Raw genomic sequence first — 15,664 nt, 5'->3', positions numbered from 1 at the left:
TTCTCTCTTCGCGGTGTGGATCAGCGGTCGAGTCCGGACGGGAAGCGGGCCGTGACGGCCTGCCCGTGCGCGGGCAGGTCTTCGGCGTCGGCCAGGGCGACGACCTTGCCGGCGACCTCCCGCAGCGCCCGCTCGTCGTAGGAGACGACGTGGATGCCGCGCAGGAAGCTCTGCACGCTCAGCCCGGAGGAGTGCCGCGCGCAGCCGCCGGTGGGCAGCACGTGGTTCGAACCCGCGCAGTAGTCGCCGAGCGACACCGGAGCGTGCGGCCCGACGAAGATCGCGCCCGCGTTCCGCACCCGCGCGGCCACCGCCTCGGCGTCCGCGGTCTGGATCTCCAGGTGCTCGGCCGCGTAGGCGTCGACGACGGTGAGGCCCTCGTCGAGGGTGCCGACCAGCACGCAGCCGGACTGCTCACCGGTGAGCGCGGTGCGGATCCGCTCGGTGTGCTTGGTCAGCGGCACCTGGCGGTCCAGTTCCGCGTCCACCGCGTCGGCGAGCTCCGGCGAGGTCGTGACCAGCACGCTCGCCGCCAGCGTGTCGTGCTCGGCCTGGCTGATCAGGTCGGCGGCCACGTGCACCGGGTCGGCGGTGCCGTCGGCCAGCACCGCGATCTCGGTCGGCCCGGCTTCCGCGTCGATGCCGATGACGCTGCGCAGGTGCCGCTTCGCGGCGGTGACGTAGACGTTGCCGGGCCCGGTCACCAGGTCCGCGGGCAGCAGCTCGGCCCCGTCGGTGTCCCGCCCGCCGTAGGCGAGCAGCGCCACCGCCTGGGCACCACCGACCGCCCACACCTCGTCGACCTCCAGCAGCGCGGCCGCGGCGAGGATGGTGGGGTGCGGCAGCCCGCCGAACTCGGCCTGCGGCGGCGAGCACACCACCAGCGACTCCACCCCGGCGGCCTGCGCGGGCACCACGTTCATCACGACGCTCGACGGGTACACCGCGAGACCGCCCGGCGCGTACAGCCCGACGCGGGCGACCGGCACCCAGCGCTCGGTGACGGTGCCGCCCGGCACGACCTGGGTGGTGACGTCGGTGCGCCGCTGGTCGCCGTGCACGCGGCGCGCGCGGTCGATGGACTCCTGCAGCGCGTCGCGCACCGCCGGGTCGAGCCGCTCCAGCGCGTCGGCCAGCTCGGCGGCGGGCACCCGCACCTGCTCGGGCCGCACGCCGTCGAACTTCTCGGCGTACTCCAGCACGGCGTCGACACCGCGCTCGCGGACCGCCTCGACCACCGGCCGAACCTGGTGCAGCACGTGCTCCACGTCCGTGTCGGCGCGCGGCAGCGTGGCGCGCAGCTCGGCGGTAGACGGAACACGACCGCGCAGGTCGGTACGGGTGAGCATGGGCGTCCTCTCAGTGCGGGCGGATGTCGGCTACTAGCTCGGTCACCAGGGTAATCGCCCTGTTCGGCGACGTCCGACGCACGTCCGCGGACGAACGGTAAACGGTGATCCGCCGCTTCCGACGTAAGTGGGTTGCCAACCGTGCGTGACTCGGGGAGGCTCGCGTGATCACCATCCGTGATCGATCGGGAGGCCAGATGTCCAGCGCACGGCGCAGAGCAACGGCGGTGGCCGCCGCCGCATCCCTGGCCCTGCTCCTTCCCGTCCAGGCGAGCGTCGCCGCACCCGCTTCGGGCCCCGGGGGGGGGGGGGGGGGGGGGGGGGGGGGGGGGGGGGGGGGGGGGGGCCCCCCCCCCCCCCCCCCCCCCCCCCCCCCCCCCCCCCCCCCCCCCCCCCCGCCCCCCCCCCCGGGGGGCGCCGCCCCCCCCCCCGGCCCGGGCCCCCCCCGCCCCGGGGGGCGCCCCCCCCCCCGGGGGGGGCCCCCCGCCGGGGGGGCGGGGGGGCCGAGCGGGGTGTACTCGGTACCGAACACCGACAGCCGGACCCGTACCGACATCAACGCCTCCGGCGCCCAGGTCCTCGGCGCGAAGGACGGCGTGGCGACGGTGGAGGCCACCGCGGCGCAGGCGGAACAGCTGCGCGCGCAGGGCTTCGAGCTGCGGCAGAAGGCGACGCCGCGGGACTTCCCGCCCGGCGACGAGGCGTACCACAACTACGACGAGATGGTCGCCGAGCTCGACGCGATCGTCGCGGACCACCCGGACATCGCCGCCAAGTCCAGCCTCGGCGAGAGCTTCGAGGGCCGGGACATCCCGCTGCTCAAGATCAGCGGCAACGTCGCGGAGGACGAGGACGAGCCGGAGGTCCTGTTCGACTGCAACCAGCACGCGCGCGAGCACCTCACCACCGAGATGTGCCTGCAGATCGCGAACCGGCTCACCGACGGCTACGCCGACGACCCCGCGGTCAAGGAGAACGTGGACAGCCGCGAGGTGTGGATCGTCCCGTCGGTGAACGTGGACGGTTCCACCTACGACGTGGAGTCCGGCGAGTACCAGGGCTGGCGGAAGAACCGGCAGGACAGCGGTACCGACCTGAACCGCAACTGGGGTTACTTGTGGGGCTGCTGCGGCGGTGCCAGCGACGACCCGCAGGACGAGACCTACCGCGGCACCGAGGCGTTCTCCGCGCCGGAGACGAAGGCGCTGGCCGATTTCATCGACTCCCGCGTGATCGGCGGTGAGCAGCAGATCAAGTCGGCGATCGACTTCCACACCTTCTCGGAGCTGGTGCTGTGGCCGTTCGGGCACACCCAGGACGACGTGACCGAGGGGATGACCCAGGAGGAGTTCGACCGGTTCGAGAAGGTCGGCACCGAGATGGCGGAGACCAACGGCTACACCCCGCAGCAGTCCAGCGACCTCTACACCACCGACGGCGACAGCCTCGACTGGATGTGGGGCAAGCACAAGATCCTCGCGTTCACCCTGGAGATGTACCCCTCCGACGGTGGCCTCGACGGGTTCTACCCGCCGGGTGACGTGATCGAGCGAGAAACCGCCCGCAACGACGGCGCCGTGGACATCGTGCTCCGCGAAGCCGGCGCCTGAGCCGCGGTTCGCACGGTGCTGGAGAGCCCGGATGCCCGTGGGGCGTCCGGGCTCTTCCCGTTCGAAGGGCCGAGCGGTACGCGCGCGAGCATCGGCCCGGCCGGGAAGGAGTTCGCGATCAACGAGGACGAACGCGTCGGGGAGCTGGCCGACATCCACGGCGAGCTCGACCTGCATCGGCCGAACGCGGCACGCATGTACGACTACTTCCTCGGCGGGACGCAGAACTTCCCCGCCGACCGCGGGGCAGCCCGCAAGCAGCTGGAACTGCTCCCCGAGACCCGCGTCGGAGTCCGCGAGAACCGGTCCTTCCTGCGCCGGGTCGTGCGGTTCTGCGTGGAGCGCGGCATCCGCCAGTTCCTGGACTTGGGTTCGGGGATCCCGACGGTCGGCAACGTGCACGAGGTCGCGCACCAGGGGGATCCGGACGCGGTGATCGCCTACGTGGACCACGAGCCGGTGGCGGTCGCGCACGCGCGTCGGCTGTTGCAGGCGGAGCCGCGGGTGAGCGTCACGCAGGCCGACCTGGCACACCCGGCGGACGTGCTCGCCGCCGCCGGGGTGCGGCGGCTGCTGGACCTGCGCGAGCCGGTGGCGGTGCTGGCGCTGTCGGTGCTGCACTTCATCCCGGACGAATCCGGCCCGACCGGAGTGCTCGCGACCTACCGGGACGCCTGCGCCCCGGGCAGCGTGCTGGCGGTCAGCCACGCCTCCGGCGCGGGCTTGACCTCGACGCAGGTGGTGGAGGGGCTGCGCATCTACGACCGGACCCCGACCCCGCTGAGCCTGCGGCCCGCGGAGCAGGCCGGGGAGCTGATGGCCGGTTGGGCGCTGGTCCCGCCGGGAGTGGTGCCGGTGGTCGACTGGCGACCGGACGTCCCGGTGGGCGCGGAGGTCCGCGCCGCCGTGGGCAGCGGCTGGTCCGCGGTAGGCGTGCGACCGTCGGCACGGTCGTGATCCGGGCGGCGGGAGACCGCCGCTTCCGCTCATCCGGTCCGGTATGGCGGGCGGCACGAGCCGCACGGCGCCACGTCGGCACGCCGTGTACCGGGACATCGCGGTGTGGAGGGCGGCGGCCCGGAACGCGGCCGACAGCAGTGCGGCCGACACGAGCGCGGCGGATCTGAGCGCGGCGGACCGGAAGGCGGAACCGGACGCGCGGAGCCCGGGCAGCGCGGAAGAGCGCGGTGCGGACCGGTGGCCGATCGCCGAGGGCGAGATCGTGGATTCCATGACACCCAGTGTTCCGATTCGAACACGGGTTCGTCATCACTTGATCGGGCTGTATCCAGTGGGAATCAGCCACGACCGCCAAGAATTCTCACGGCATCCGAGCATCGGAGGCGGCCTCCCGGCCCATCGAGACCGGCGGGCGGGTTCCGAGAACCGCGCCCACACCGGCTCCGACCATCCGGGCGCCCCCGAAACGCCCGGACGAACGATCAGGACAGCAGGAGCACGACGACACCCACGAGGATGCCGACCAGGACCACGACCGCGGCCGTGATCAGCACGGCCCGCAGCTGCGGCCGCTCCTCCTGGACCTCCGACTGCGCCCGCTCGCGCCACTGCATGAAAGTGGTGCCCTCGCCGCTGTCGCTCACGTCTGTCTCCCTCTTCGTGTGCTGCTCCTGGCACCGTTCACGACGGGGCGTCGTGAACTTGCAGGGAGTCACGATGCCACATCGGCCGGATCACATTCCGACCACGTGCCCGGTGGCGGCCCGGCTTCGCGGCACCTCGGGCTTCACCGGCCCCGGGCCGCCGCGGTGCCGCCGAGCATGACGGCGGACACCCCCGCAGGGCAAGCAGCCCGCGCACCCGGCGGGGCTCCCGCGGCGACCGGGCGGCCGGCACCGGCCGACCGGTCCGCGAGATCGGGCACGATCGTGCGACCGCGCTCGGGAGTGGCGCGCTAGGCGATCGGCTCCGGCAGCTGCCGGACGGTGTACTCGCAGGTCAGCACGTCGCCGGTCGCCGGGTCCGCCAGTTCGACGCGCCACGGGCCCGCGAACTGGTCCACTTCGGCGTCCATCGGGATGGTGCCGGACAGCAGCACCGTGCCCTCCTCGGCCAGGCCGAGCCCGCGCAGCTCGTCCAGCCAGTACGCGGGCGTGAGCAGCTCGCCGAGCGAGCCGTGCTGGAGGCGCCGCCCGCCGACGTGCGCGCTGAGGGTCAGCGAGTCGATCCGGTCGGCGACGTCCACGAGCCGCCAGGCCCGGGACCCGAGCACGTCCGGCCCCGCCTGCTTGCTCCAGGCCACGCCGTGCACTTCGAGCGCCCGGTCGGTGTGGTCGCAGGCGACGGTGAGCAGCACGTCCTCCTCTCGGGGCCCGGCGATGACCAGCGCCCACTCCGCCTCGCCGGAGGTGCGGCCGTGCTGCGCGGGCACCTCGCCGGTCTGCATGGCGAGGTAGGGCGCGACCGGGTAGAGGCAGGGCGTGCGGGTGGGCGCGGGCACGCCGAGCTCGGCGAGTTCGGCGACGTGCGCGGCCACGTCGTCCTGGCTGCGCCCGGCGTACCCGGCGTTGAGCAGGGTGCGCACCGGCACCTCGACGGACGTGCCTGCCACATCGAAACGAAGCGGAAACATCAGACCCTCCCGATCAGCATACTTCTTGTATACAGTTCGTATCACCGATTCGCCGGACGACACGACCGATGTGACGAACCGCCTCGACAAGGACCGCCGATGAGTCAAGCGCTCCCCGACGCACCCGCCCGCCCACCGCGCAAGGACCTGGTCAAGGCGTTCATCGCCGCGCTGTCCGGGACCTCCCTGGAGTGGTACGACTTCGCCGCCTACTCGGTGGCCTCCGCGCTGGTGTTCGGCGACCTGTTCTTCCCCAGCCACGACCCGCTGTCCGGCACGCTGCTGGCGTTCTCCACCTACGCCGTCGGGTACCTGTCCCGGCCGCTGGGCGGGTTCGTGTTCGGCAGGCTCGGCGACGTCCTCGGCCGCAAGCAGGTGCTGGTCACGACGCTGCTGCTCACCGGCATCGCGACCGTGCTCATCGGGCTGCTGCCCACGCACGGCCAGGTCGGTGCGTGGGGTGCCGTGCTGCTGGTGGTGCTGCGCTTCGCCCAGGGCGTCGGCATCGGCGGCGAGTGGGGCGGCGCCGTGCTGCTGTCCAGCGAGTTCGGCGACGACAAGCGGCGCGGCTTCTGGGCCTCCGCCGCCCAGGTCGGACCGCCCGCGGGCAACCTGCTGGCCAACGGGGTGCTGGCGGTGCTGGCCGCCACCCTCACCTCGGAGCAGTTCCTGTCCTGGGGCTGGCGGGTCGCGTTCCTGCTCTCCGCGGTGCTGGTGGTCTTCGGCCTGTGGATCCGGGTGAAGCTGGAGGAGACGCCGGTGTTCCGCGAGCTGCAGCGCTCCGGCGACCAGGCCTCGGCGCCGCTGCGCGAGGTGTTCACCGAGGAACCGCGGGCGCTGATCTCCGCGATCCTGTCCCGGGTCGGCCCGGACGTGCTCTACGCGCTGTTCACCGTGTTCGTGCTGACCTACGTGACGAAGGAGCTCGGGCTCCCGCAGAGCTGGGCGGTCACCGGCGTGATGCTCGGGTCGACCTGCCAGCTGGCGTTGATCCCGGCCGCGGGGTGGCTGTCGGACCACTGGGGCAGGCGGCGGGTGTACGCGATCGGCGCGATCGGCGGCGCGGTGTGGCCGTTCGCCTTCTTCCCGCTGATCGGCGGCGGTTCGGCGCCGCTGCTGGTGCTGGGCGTGGTCGTCGGCCTGCTGTGGCACTCGCTGATGTACGGGCCGCAGGCGGCGTTCGTGTCGGAGCAGTTCAGCACCCGGCTGCGCTACACCGGCTGCTCGCTGGCGTACACGCTGGCCGGGGTGATCGGCGGTGCGCTGGCGCCGCTGCTGTTCACCTCGTTGTTCGCGTACTTCGACAGCTGGGTCGCGCCCGCCTGCTACCTGTTCGCGACCTGCGCGGTGACCTTGCTCGGGTTGGCGATCAGCCCGCGAGCAGCACGTGCTGCGTAGCGTCCAGGTGCGCGGTGATCGCGGCGTGCGCGGCCGCGGTGTCGCCGTCGGCGAGCGCGGCGAGGATCGTGTCGTGCTCGTCGACGACGGCCTCGCGCCGGTTCCGCGCGGAGAACAGCGCCACGATGCCCGCGCGGACCTGGCGGGCGCGCAGCCCGTCGTAGTTCTTGGTGAGCATGTCGTTGCCGACGGCCCGCACCAGCGCGGCGTGGAAGCGGTGGTCGAGGTCGATGAAGGCCCTGGCGTCCTCGGCGGCGCGCAGCTCGCGCTGCCGATCGAGTTCGCCGCTCATCTCCTGGACCGGGGCGGTGCCGAGTTCGAGGGTGCGCTGCGCGGCGTAGCGCTCCATCATCCCGCGCAGTTCGAACAGCTCGCGGATCTCCCGCCCGGCGACGGGCGCGATGTAGGCGCCGCGCTTGGGGACCAGCTGCACGAGCTCCTCGGCGGCGAGCAGCAGCAGGGCCTCCCGGATCGGGGTGCGGGAGACGCCGATGGCGTCGGCGAGGGACTGCTCGTTGACGAAGCTGCCCTGCATCGCGGGGTCGCTGAGCACGGTGTCCTTGAGGTGGTCGTAGGCGAGCTGGCGGCCCGAGGTCACGGCGGCTCCTTGCGCGGCGGGACGATGCCGTCCCAGTCTTGCATATCCTTGGTATACAACCAGGCAGAGGCGAAGAGAGGCGGAACCCATGCGCGTCGCGCTGTGCCAGATCGTGTCCACCCCTGATCCGGCGGCGAACCTGGAGCTGGTCGCCGACGGCGTCCGCCGGGCGGCGGAGGCGGGCGCGGAGCTCGCGGTCTTCCCGGAGGCCACCATGGCCTGCTTCGGCATCCCGCTGGGGCCGATCGCGGAGCCGTTGGACGGCCCGTGGGCCACCGAGGTGCGCCGGCTGGCCGCGGACGCCGGCCTCGTCGTGGTCGCGGGCATGTTCACCCCGGCCGACGACGGGCGGGTGGCGAACACGTTGCTGGTCACCGGGCCGGGCGTGGACGCGCACTACGACAAGATCCACCTCTACGACGCGTTCGGCTTCGCCGAGTCGCGCACGGTCGCGCCCGGCGCGGAGCCGCTGGTGGTCGACATCGGCGGCACCGGTGTGGGCGTGACGACCTGCTACGACGTGCGCTTCCCCGGGCTGTACGCGGCGCTGGCCGACCGGGGTGCCTCGGTGATCGTCACCGCGGCCTCCTGGGGCGCCGGCGAGGGCAAGCGCGAGCAGTGGGAGCTGCTGGTGCGGGCCCGCGCGCTGGACAGCACCTCTTGGGTGGTGGCGTGCGGCCAGGGCGATCCGCGCACCGCGGGGATCGAGGCCAGCGGCAAGGCGCCGACCGGCATCGGGTTCAGCACCGTGGCCACGCCGGTCGGGACGGTGCACGCGCAGCTCGGCGACGCACCGGACGTGCTGGTCGCCGAATTGGACCCGGCCGCGGTCGAGCAGGCGCGGGCCAGCATCCCGGTGCTGGCGAACCGGCGGTTCTGACCGGCCCGGGCCGCACCGGCGGTGCTGATCGGTTGCAGGGCGCACCGGCGGTGTTGATCGGCCACGGGGCGGCCCGGTGGTGCTGATCGGCCGTGGGGCGGCCCGGCGGTTTCGATCAGGTCCCGGGGCCGCCCGGCGGTGCTGATCGGCGCGCCGGGGCGGCCCGGCCGGTCACATGTCCAGGCCGATGTCCAGCGCGGGCGAGGAGTGGGTGAGCGCGCCGACGGCGAGGAAGTGCACCCCGGTCTCGGCGTAGGTGCGGGCCACGTCGAGGGTGAGCCCGCCGGAGGCCTCCAGTTCGGTGCCGGGCGAGATCTCCTCGGTGCGGCGCACCGCGTCGGCGCAGTCCTGCGGCGTGAAGTTGTCGAGCAGGACGAGTTCGGCGCCCTCCTCCAGCACCTCGTCCAGCTCCTCCAGCGTGGACACCTCGACTTCGAGGGGCAGTTCCGGCGCATGGTCGCGGCAGGCCCGCAGCGCCTCCACCACCGATCCGGCGGCCACCACGTGGTTGTCCTTGATCAGCATGGCGTCGCCGAGGCCCATCCGGTGGTTCACCCCGCCGCCGCAGCGCACCGCGTACTTCTGCAGCACCCGCAGCCCGGGCAGGGTCTTGCGGCTGTCCCGGATGCGGCAGCCGGTGCCCTCCACGGCGCGGACCCACTCGGCGGTGGCGGTGGCGATGCCGGAGAGGTGGCAGAGCAGGTTCAGCGCGGTGCGCTCGGCGGTGAGCAGCCCGCGCACCGGCGCGTGCACGCTCAGCGCGCTCTCCCCCGGCATGATCATGTCGCCGTCGCCGCGGCTGTGCAGCACCTTGTAGCCGTCCGCGCCGAGCACCTCGTCGAGCACCGCGCGGGCCACGGGGATGCCCGCGACGACCCCGGCGGGGCGCGCCCGGAAGGCGGCTTCGGCGATGGCGTCGACGAGCACGGTGGCCTCGGTGGTGACGTCGAGCCCGTAGCGCAGGTCTTCGGCGAGCGCGGCCCGCACCAGGGTCCGGACCTCCTGCGGGTCGAGTCCGGCGGCGCGCAGGTGGCCGGTGGTCACCTCGGACAGGGTCATGCCACGCTCCTCGGGGGTTCTCGGTCGGTGCGGAACAGCCAGCCGGACACGTCCAGGCGCAGCGCGACGCTGCGCCGCCAGCGTACGTCGTCGCGCGCCGGATGATCACGCCTGCGATGGCTGCCGCGGGATTCGGTGCGGGCCTCGGCGGCGGCGAGCAGCGCCTGCGCGGTGAGCGCCAGAGCGGCGTCCTCCACCGCCTCGCGAGTCCGTAGTGGACGGACGATGCCCGCCTTGTCCAGCGTCGCGCGGGCCGCCGCGAGACCGTCCCCGGTGCGGCCGATCCCCGCGTGCGCGGTCATGGTGCGCTGCAGCAGCTCGCGGTCCACGACGGCGGCGGCCGGGACCGGCGGCAGCACCGGCCTGCGGGCCGCGAGCAGCCCGCCGCGCAGGTCGCGGGCCACCGCCGCGGCGGCCCGGCCCCCCACGACCAGGCCTTCGAGCAGGCTGTTCGACGCGAGCCGGTTCGCCCCGTGCAGGCCGGTGCGCGCCACCTCGCCCGCCGCGTAGAGCCCGGCCACCCCGGTCCGACCGTCCACATCGGTCACCACGCCGCCGCAGGAGTAGTGCGCGGCGCTGGTCACCGGGATCGGTTCGCGCCGCGGGTCGACCCCGACGGCGCGACAGGACCCGAAGACGGTGGGGAACCGGGCGGCGAACTCCGGGATGCCGGTGGCGTCCAGGTAGGCGCACTCGGCACCGGTCTCGGCGATGCGCCGGTCGATCTCCGCGGCGACCACGTCCCGCGGCGCCAGGTCGGCCAGCGGGTGCACCCCGGCCATGATCCGGTCGCCGCGGGCGTCCAGCAGCACCGCGCCCTCGCCGCGCACCGCCTCGGTGACCAGCGGGCGGCGGCCGCGAGCGCCGGGCACGTGCAGCGCCGTCGGGTGGAACTGGACGAATTCGAGGTCGGCCGCGGTGGCCCCGGCCCGCAGCGCGAACGCGATCCCGTCGGCGGTGGCCACCTCGGGGTTCGTGGTCGCGGCGTAGAGCCTGCCGAGCCCGCCGGTGGCGAGCAGCACGGCGGGGGCGCGCACCACTCCGGGGTTGCCGTGCGGGTCGAGCGCGAGGAGCCCGGCGAGGTTGCCGCCGTCGCCGCGCACCGGTTCCGCCGCGCAATGCCGCTCCAGCACGGGGATCCCGCCGGTGCCGACCGCCTCGGACAGCGCCCGCTGCACCTCGGCGCCGGTGGCGTCCCCGCCCGCGTGGATCACGCGGAACGCGGTGTGCCCGCCCTCGCGGGTGCGGGCCAGCGCGCCGCCGGTGCCGTCGAACCGCGCGCCCGCCGCGCGCAGCCGCGCCACGGCGGCCGCCCCGTCGGCGAGGATCTCCCGCACCGCCCGCTCGTCGCAGAGCCCGGCGCCCGCGGTGAGCGTGTCGGTGACGTGGCGCTGCACGCTGTCGCCCTCGTCGTGCTCGTCGGGGCGCACGACCGCGACGCCGCCCTGCGCCCAGCCGGTACCGCCCGCCGCCGCGGCGTCCTTGGTGATCACGAGGGTGCGCAGGCCGAGCTCGCGGGCGCGCAGCGCGGCGGTGAGCCCGGCGACCCCGGTACCGACGACGACGAGGTCGGCGCGGGCCTCCCAGGTCATTCGCCGCCTCCGGGCTTGCCGATGCCGATCATCCGCTGCACCGAGGCGCGGGCCCGTTCGGCGACGTCGGCGGGCACGTGCACCTCGTCGGCCTCCTCGCGCAGGCAGCGCAGCAGCGCGGCCGGAGTGATCATCTTCATGTAGCGGCAGGAGGCGCGGTCGTTCACCGCCCGGAAGTCGATCTCGGGCGCGGCGCGGCGCAGCTGGTGCAGCATCCCGACCTCGGTGGCCACGAGCACCGACTCGGCACCGGTGCCGCGCGCGGCGTCCAGCATCCCGCCGGTGGAGAGGATCTTGACCCGCTCCGGCGGCAACGTGCCCTCCCCCGCGAGGTACAGCGCGGAGGTCGCGCAGCCGCACTCCGGGTGGATGAACAGGTCGGCGTCCGGGTTCGCCGCGGCGCGGTCGGCGAGCTCGGCGCCGTTGATGCCCGCGTGCACGTGGCACTCCCCCGCCCACACGTGCACGTTCTCCCGCCCGGTCTCGCGGCGGACGTGCGCGCCGAGGAACTGGTCGGGGCAGAACAGCACCTCGGTGTCCGCGGGGATGGAACGCACCACGTCCACCGCGTTCGAGGAGGTGCAGCAGATGTCGGTCTCCGCCTTCACCTCGGCGGTGGTGTTGACGTAGGAGACCACGACGGCGCCGGGGTGCTCGGCCTTCCAGGCGCGGAGCTGCTCGGCGGTGATCGAGTCGGCGAGCGAGCAGCCGGCCCGCTCGTCCGGGATGAGGACCTTCTTCCCGGGGCTGAGGATCTTCGCGGTCTCGGCCATGAAGTGCACGCCGCAGAACACGATCGTCGAGGCGTCGCTGGAGGCCGCGATGCGGCTCAGCGCCAGGGAATCCCCGGTGTGGTCGGCGATGTCCTGGATCGCGGGCAGCTGGTAGTTGTGCGCGAGCAGGACGGCGCCGCGTTCGTCGGCGAGCATGCGGACCTCCTGCGCCCACGCCTGGTCCGGTTCGACGCCCGCGTACGGCGCGAGCTGTTCGGCGACCACCATTTCTCCTCCTCACCGGCGATGCGCGCCGCGTCGCGCGCGCCCCCGTTTGCTCCCCAGCAGTTTTCGCCTTAGGGTCGAAAACGTGCCTCATCGTAACACCGCAGGTCATGCGGACGGGAGAGATACCGCTCACGAAGTGCTCGCCGGAGTGCTGCGCGCGCAGGACGGCCTGCTCCACGTGCTGTTGTGGCAGCGCGCCCGGGAACCGCACCGGAACCGCTGGTCGCTGCCCGGCGGCAGGCTCCGCGACGACGAGGACGTGGAGACCTCCATCCGCCGCCAGCTCGCCGAGAAGGTCGACGTGCACAAGCTGAGCCACGTCGAGCAGCTCTCCGTGTTCAGCGAGCCGGCGCGCGTCCCCGGGCGGCGGACGGTCGCGACCGCCTTCCTCGGGCTGGTCCCCGCCGACGTCGACCCGGAGGTCCCCGACGACACCGCCTGGCACCCGCTCGACGGCCTCCCCGACACCGCCTTCGACCACGAGCGCATCACCCGCGCCGCGCGGGACCGGCTGCGCGCCAAGCTGTCCTACACCAACATCGGGTTCGCGCTGGCGCCCGCCGAGTTCACCATCTCCGAACTGCGCCGCATCTACTCCGCAGCGCTCGGCTACGAGGTCGCGGCCACCAACCTGCAGCGGGTCCTCACCCGCCGCGGCGCGCTGCGACCCACCGGCCGCACCCTGCCCGCCGGACCCGCCGGGGGCCGGCCGCCCGCGCTGTTCCGCTTCACCCAACCCGACCTGGAGATCACCGATCCGTTCGCGGTGCTGCGCCCGCCGGCCGAGCGGACCTGACCGGCGGCCCCGCCGACCGAGCTCACCGGTGCGCCGTGGTGGCCGATCGGCGGGGCCGGGACGTAGGTTGGCGGTCGTGACCGACACGCTCCCGCTGTTCCCGCTGAGCACCGTGCTGCTCCCCGGCGCCGACCTGCCGCTGCACGTCTTCGAAGCGCGCTACCGGCAGCTGGTCCTCGACCTGGTCGACGAGGTCGTCCCGGACCGCCGCTTCGGCGTCGTCGGCATCCGCCAGGGCTGGGAGGTCGGCGACGACAACGTCGACTCGATGTACGACGTGGGGTGCTCGGCGCGGCTGCAGCAGGTGCAGCAGCTGCCGCAGGGCCGCTACGACATCACCGCGGAGGGCGGGGCCCGGTTCCGGCTGCTGCAGATCGACCGGGAGGCCGCGCCGTACCTGATGGCCCGCGTGGAATGGCTCCCCGACGACGAACCCGACGAGGACCCGCGGCTCGTCAGCAGGCTCGACGAAGCCGCCCGCGAAGCCCACGAGCGCTACCACGGCACCGGCCTCCGCGGCGACCACTACGAACCCGCGGCGGCCGACCTCGAACCCGGCGAGCTCTCCTACGCGCTGGCGGAGGACTGCGTGCTCAGCACCGAGGACCGCCAGGCGCTGCTCGCCGAGACCGATCCGCTGGCCCGGCTGCGGCTCGTGCGGCGGCTGCTGGCGCGGGAGGCGCAGTTCCTGCGGGAACTGCGGGCCGTCCCGGCACCGTTCGCGGAGTTCGCCGAGCAGACCAGCGTGAACTGACCGCTGCGCGCAACGCCGTCCGGCGCGCCGCGATCACTCGCTAGGATCTCGCCCATGTCATCACCTGGCGGGCCGGGAACCTGGGGTTCCCCGGAGAACGGGGACGCCTGGGGCAGGCGCGAGAACTGGGGCGCGCAGCCCGGGCAGCACGTCGGCGGACCGCCGTACCAGGGCGGCATGCGCTACCAGGGCTTCGGCACCTTCGACCGCCCGCCGCAACCGGCCGCCGCGCCACCACCGCCTCCTCCCCCGCCGCCGAAGCGCAACCGCGGCCCGCTGGTCGCGCTGTCCGCCGCGGTGGCCGTCGTGCTGGTCGTGGTGATCACCGCGGTCCTCTTCGGCGGCTCGGGCGGGGACGACGACGCGCAGGCCGGGACGTCACCCGCCCCCACCTCGGAGTCGCTCGCGGCGCCGCAGACCTCCGCCGAGACCTCCCCCGGCTCGTCGCCGCCCACCGCGCCCGCGCCCGCGCCGCTGGTACCGGGCTGGCAGGCGGTGGCGGTGCCGAAGCGGCAGGCCGCCTACGACGTCCCGCCGGAATGGCGGCTGGAGACCCCGGACAACGTGATCGGCTTCGGGGAGCAGGACGACCCGGTGACCATGACCGGGGTCGCGATCTACCAGCGCGGCTACTGCCCGGACCGCGGCGGCAGCTTCCGCGCGCTCGCGGGCGCCACCGCACGGCGCGGCCCGGACGACGCGACGGTCGCCACCGACACGGCCCGCCGGTTCGCCGAACTCGCCTACGGCGCCGACGCCCGGATCGAGCTCGGGCCGCCGCAGCCGGTGGTGCTTCCCGGTGGTCTGCCGGGGACCAAGGTGGTCGCCACCGCGTTCCCCGCGCCCGCGGCGTGCGGCGCGCCGAGCGCGGTGGTCAACGTGCTCGCCACCAACGGGAACGGGGAGAGCTCGGTGGTGCACGTCGTCGGTGCCGACCAGGAGGTGCCCGGCGCCGTGACCCCCGACGTCCTCGACGGCATCACGGCCTCGGTGCGCCCCGCGGGCCGAACGACCCCCAACCGGCCCGCGGGCTGAGCGGAGCCGCCGGGCGACCGAGCCGATCAGCTGCGGCGGCCCAGGTCGTCGAAGCCGTTCCAGGAAGCGGCCAGGCCGTAGCCGAGCGCCAACCCCAACGGCTGCACCAGCACGGCCCACGGCGTGCCGACCGCGGGCGGGACGGTGAGCGCGGAGCCGAAGCCCAGGTCCGCCGGCCACGGGTACAGCTCGGACGCGAACGTCGCCCCCATCCGCATCGCCAGCCACGCCGAGACCAGCGAGCCGAGCGCGGCGGCGACCAGCAGCACCGGCCCGCGCCGCCTGCGCAACGTCCACAGCACGGCGGCGGTGACGATGCCGGTCGCGAACGACAGCAGCAGGAACAGCGCCAGCGCGTCGAAGTCGTGGTAGCTCTCCACGATCTGCGCGGGCACCGGCGTCCCGGTGCGGCCGAGCAGGCTCGCCTGCGGCGGCGCGATCCGGGACCACACCCACCCCAGCGGCATCCCGAGCAGCGCCACCAGGGACAGCGCGCTCAGCGCGGGCAGCAGGTCGGCGCGCACCGCCGGCCGCCCGGTCCGCTCCTCCGGTCCTGGCACGCGCACCGCACCTGCGGGTTCGGGTGTTCCGCTGGTCTCGACCGCTCCTGGTGGCAACAGCCGACCCTCCTCGGTGGTGTGGCAGGCACTGGCCCGCCTTGGGGCCTGCGCGGTGGGTTGTTCGTCGGTTCCGTCGGCGGCGGGGCCGCCGCGCACGCCACCGGCGGCGGCTCCTCGCGGGGACGGCTCGTCCCGTGCACCGAGCGGTTCCGCAGCGGGGGGACGCCGGGGTTCCGCCACCCGCTCCTCGCGGCAGGAGCACGAAGTCGATGCCTCCAGCACCCTAGCGGGTGATCGTCGGCACCCGCCCAGGCGCGGCGCGGGCGCCGGGTGGCCATCCTCTATTCTGCGCGGGCGTCCTGTCCCCCACTTCCGAAGGATCGAACTTACGTGGCGGGAACCTTGCCGAGTCCGGTGCTCACCGGGCCCCGATCGATCG

At 74.1% G+C, this 15,664-nt stretch carries 14 protein-coding genes and 1 pseudogene; 7 read left to right on the top strand and 8 right to left on the bottom strand.

Annotated features, from left to right (window positions below; translation table 11 throughout):
* Positions 1-20: 20 nt before the first annotated feature.
* Complete coding sequence (gene hisD / locus LCD33_RS11250; RefSeq protein ID WP_224959582.1) at positions 21-1,349, bottom strand: histidinol dehydrogenase; 1,329 nt, start codon at positions 1,347-1,349, stop codon at positions 21-23.
* 482 nt (positions 1,350-1,831) lie between these two features.
* On the opposite strand from hisD, the pseudogene LCD33_RS11240 reads away from it, so the two are divergent.
* Together LCD33_RS11240 and LCD33_RS11235 are read left to right on the top strand one after the other, a co-directional pair.
* Positions 1,832-2,959 (top strand): annotated as a pseudogene (locus LCD33_RS11240) (M14 family metallopeptidase); the annotation flags it as partial.
* 15 nt (positions 2,960-2,974) lie between these two features.
* Positions 2,975-3,916 (top strand): SAM-dependent methyltransferase, encoded by a 942-nt coding sequence (locus tag LCD33_RS11235; protein ID WP_224959586.1) that lies wholly within the window; start codon positions 2,975-2,977, stop codon positions 3,914-3,916.
* Between the two features lie 485 nt (positions 3,917-4,401).
* Here LCD33_RS11235 and LCD33_RS11230 read toward each other — a convergent pair whose 3' ends face one another.
* Entirely contained in the window at positions 4,402-4,563 is a 162-nt protein-coding gene (locus LCD33_RS11230) for a hypothetical protein (RefSeq protein ID WP_224959588.1), read from the bottom strand.
* 311 nt (positions 4,564-4,874) lie between these two features.
* Entirely contained in the window at positions 4,875-5,552 is a 678-nt protein-coding gene (locus LCD33_RS11225) for a DUF2848 domain-containing protein (RefSeq protein ID WP_224959590.1), read from the bottom strand.
* 99 nt (positions 5,553-5,651) lie between these two features.
* Here LCD33_RS11225 and LCD33_RS11220 point away from each other — a divergent pair, with 99 nt between their 5' ends.
* Positions 5,652-6,950: an MFS transporter gene (locus tag LCD33_RS11220; RefSeq protein WP_224959592.1), complete on the top strand. Its 1,299-nt coding sequence runs from the start codon at positions 5,652-5,654 to the stop codon at positions 6,948-6,950.
* On the opposite strand, the gene LCD33_RS11215 is transcribed toward LCD33_RS11220, so the two are convergent.
* Positions 6,922-7,548, bottom strand: a complete 627-nt coding sequence (locus LCD33_RS11215; protein ID WP_224959593.1) for a GntR family transcriptional regulator — start codon at positions 7,546-7,548, stop codon at positions 6,922-6,924. The two genes, LCD33_RS11220 and LCD33_RS11215, sit on opposite strands and share 29 nt — an antisense overlap.
* An 88-nt stretch (positions 7,549-7,636) precedes the next feature.
* On the opposite strand from LCD33_RS11215, the gene LCD33_RS11210 reads away from it, so the two are divergent.
* The gene (locus tag LCD33_RS11210; RefSeq protein ID WP_224959594.1) at positions 7,637-8,428 is read left to right on the top strand and encodes a carbon-nitrogen hydrolase family protein; all 792 of its coding nucleotides are present in this window, start codon (positions 7,637-7,639) and stop codon (positions 8,426-8,428) included.
* A 171-nt stretch (positions 8,429-8,599) separates the two neighbouring features.
* On the opposite strand, the gene nadC is transcribed toward LCD33_RS11210, so the two are convergent.
* Genes nadC through nadA form a run of 3 tightly spaced genes read right to left on the bottom strand, consistent with a single transcriptional unit; the run spans position 8,600 to position 12,080 of the window.
* A complete protein-coding gene (gene nadC / locus LCD33_RS11205) occupies positions 8,600-9,487 on the bottom strand; it encodes a carboxylating nicotinate-nucleotide diphosphorylase (RefSeq protein WP_224959595.1) in 888 nt (295 codons plus the stop codon).
* The gene (locus LCD33_RS11200; RefSeq protein ID WP_224966861.1) at positions 9,484-11,079 is read right to left on the bottom strand and encodes an L-aspartate oxidase; all 1,596 of its coding nucleotides are present in this window, start codon (positions 11,077-11,079) and stop codon (positions 9,484-9,486) included. Before LCD33_RS11200 ends, nadC begins: the two co-directional genes overlap by 4 nt.
* Positions 11,076-12,080 carry a quinolinate synthase NadA gene (gene nadA / locus LCD33_RS11195; protein WP_224977797.1) on the bottom strand — a complete coding sequence of 335 codons (1,005 nt, stop codon included), beginning with the start codon at positions 12,078-12,080 and terminating at the stop codon, positions 11,076-11,078. The genes LCD33_RS11200 and nadA overlap by 4 nt, the downstream gene beginning before the upstream one ends.
* A 136-nt stretch (positions 12,081-12,216) precedes the next feature.
* On the opposite strand from nadA, the gene LCD33_RS11190 reads away from it, so the two are divergent.
* The 3 genes from LCD33_RS11190 to LCD33_RS11180 all read left to right on the top strand — a co-directional run bounded on the left by LCD33_RS11190 (position 12,217) and on the right by LCD33_RS11180 (position 14,665).
* The gene (locus LCD33_RS11190; protein WP_224959598.1) at positions 12,217-12,876 is read left to right on the top strand and encodes an NUDIX domain-containing protein; all 660 of its coding nucleotides are present in this window, start codon (positions 12,217-12,219) and stop codon (positions 12,874-12,876) included.
* A 76-nt stretch (positions 12,877-12,952) separates the two neighbouring features.
* Positions 12,953-13,630 carry an LON peptidase substrate-binding domain-containing protein gene (locus LCD33_RS11185; RefSeq protein WP_224959599.1) on the top strand — a complete coding sequence of 226 codons (678 nt, stop codon included), beginning with the start codon at positions 12,953-12,955 and terminating at the stop codon, positions 13,628-13,630.
* A 54-nt stretch (positions 13,631-13,684) separates the two neighbouring features.
* Positions 13,685-14,665: a hypothetical protein gene (locus LCD33_RS11180; RefSeq protein WP_224977796.1), complete on the top strand. Its 981-nt coding sequence runs from the start codon at positions 13,685-13,687 to the stop codon at positions 14,663-14,665.
* Between the two features lie 26 nt (positions 14,666-14,691).
* Here LCD33_RS11180 and LCD33_RS11175 read toward each other — a convergent pair whose 3' ends face one another.
* A complete protein-coding gene (locus LCD33_RS11175) occupies positions 14,692-15,225 on the bottom strand; it encodes a DUF2567 domain-containing protein (RefSeq protein ID WP_224966951.1) in 534 nt (177 codons plus the stop codon).
* Between the last annotated feature and the right edge of the window lie 439 nt (positions 15,226-15,664).

Origin of the sequence: Saccharopolyspora sp. 7B (assembly GCF_020177435.1) — a bacterium.
GTDB lineage: Bacteria > Actinomycetota > Actinomycetes > Mycobacteriales > Pseudonocardiaceae > Saccharopolyspora_C > Saccharopolyspora_C gregorii.
The sequence above is the reverse complement of the archived record's forward strand: the minus strand, read 5'-3'. Positions and strand labels throughout refer to the sequence as shown.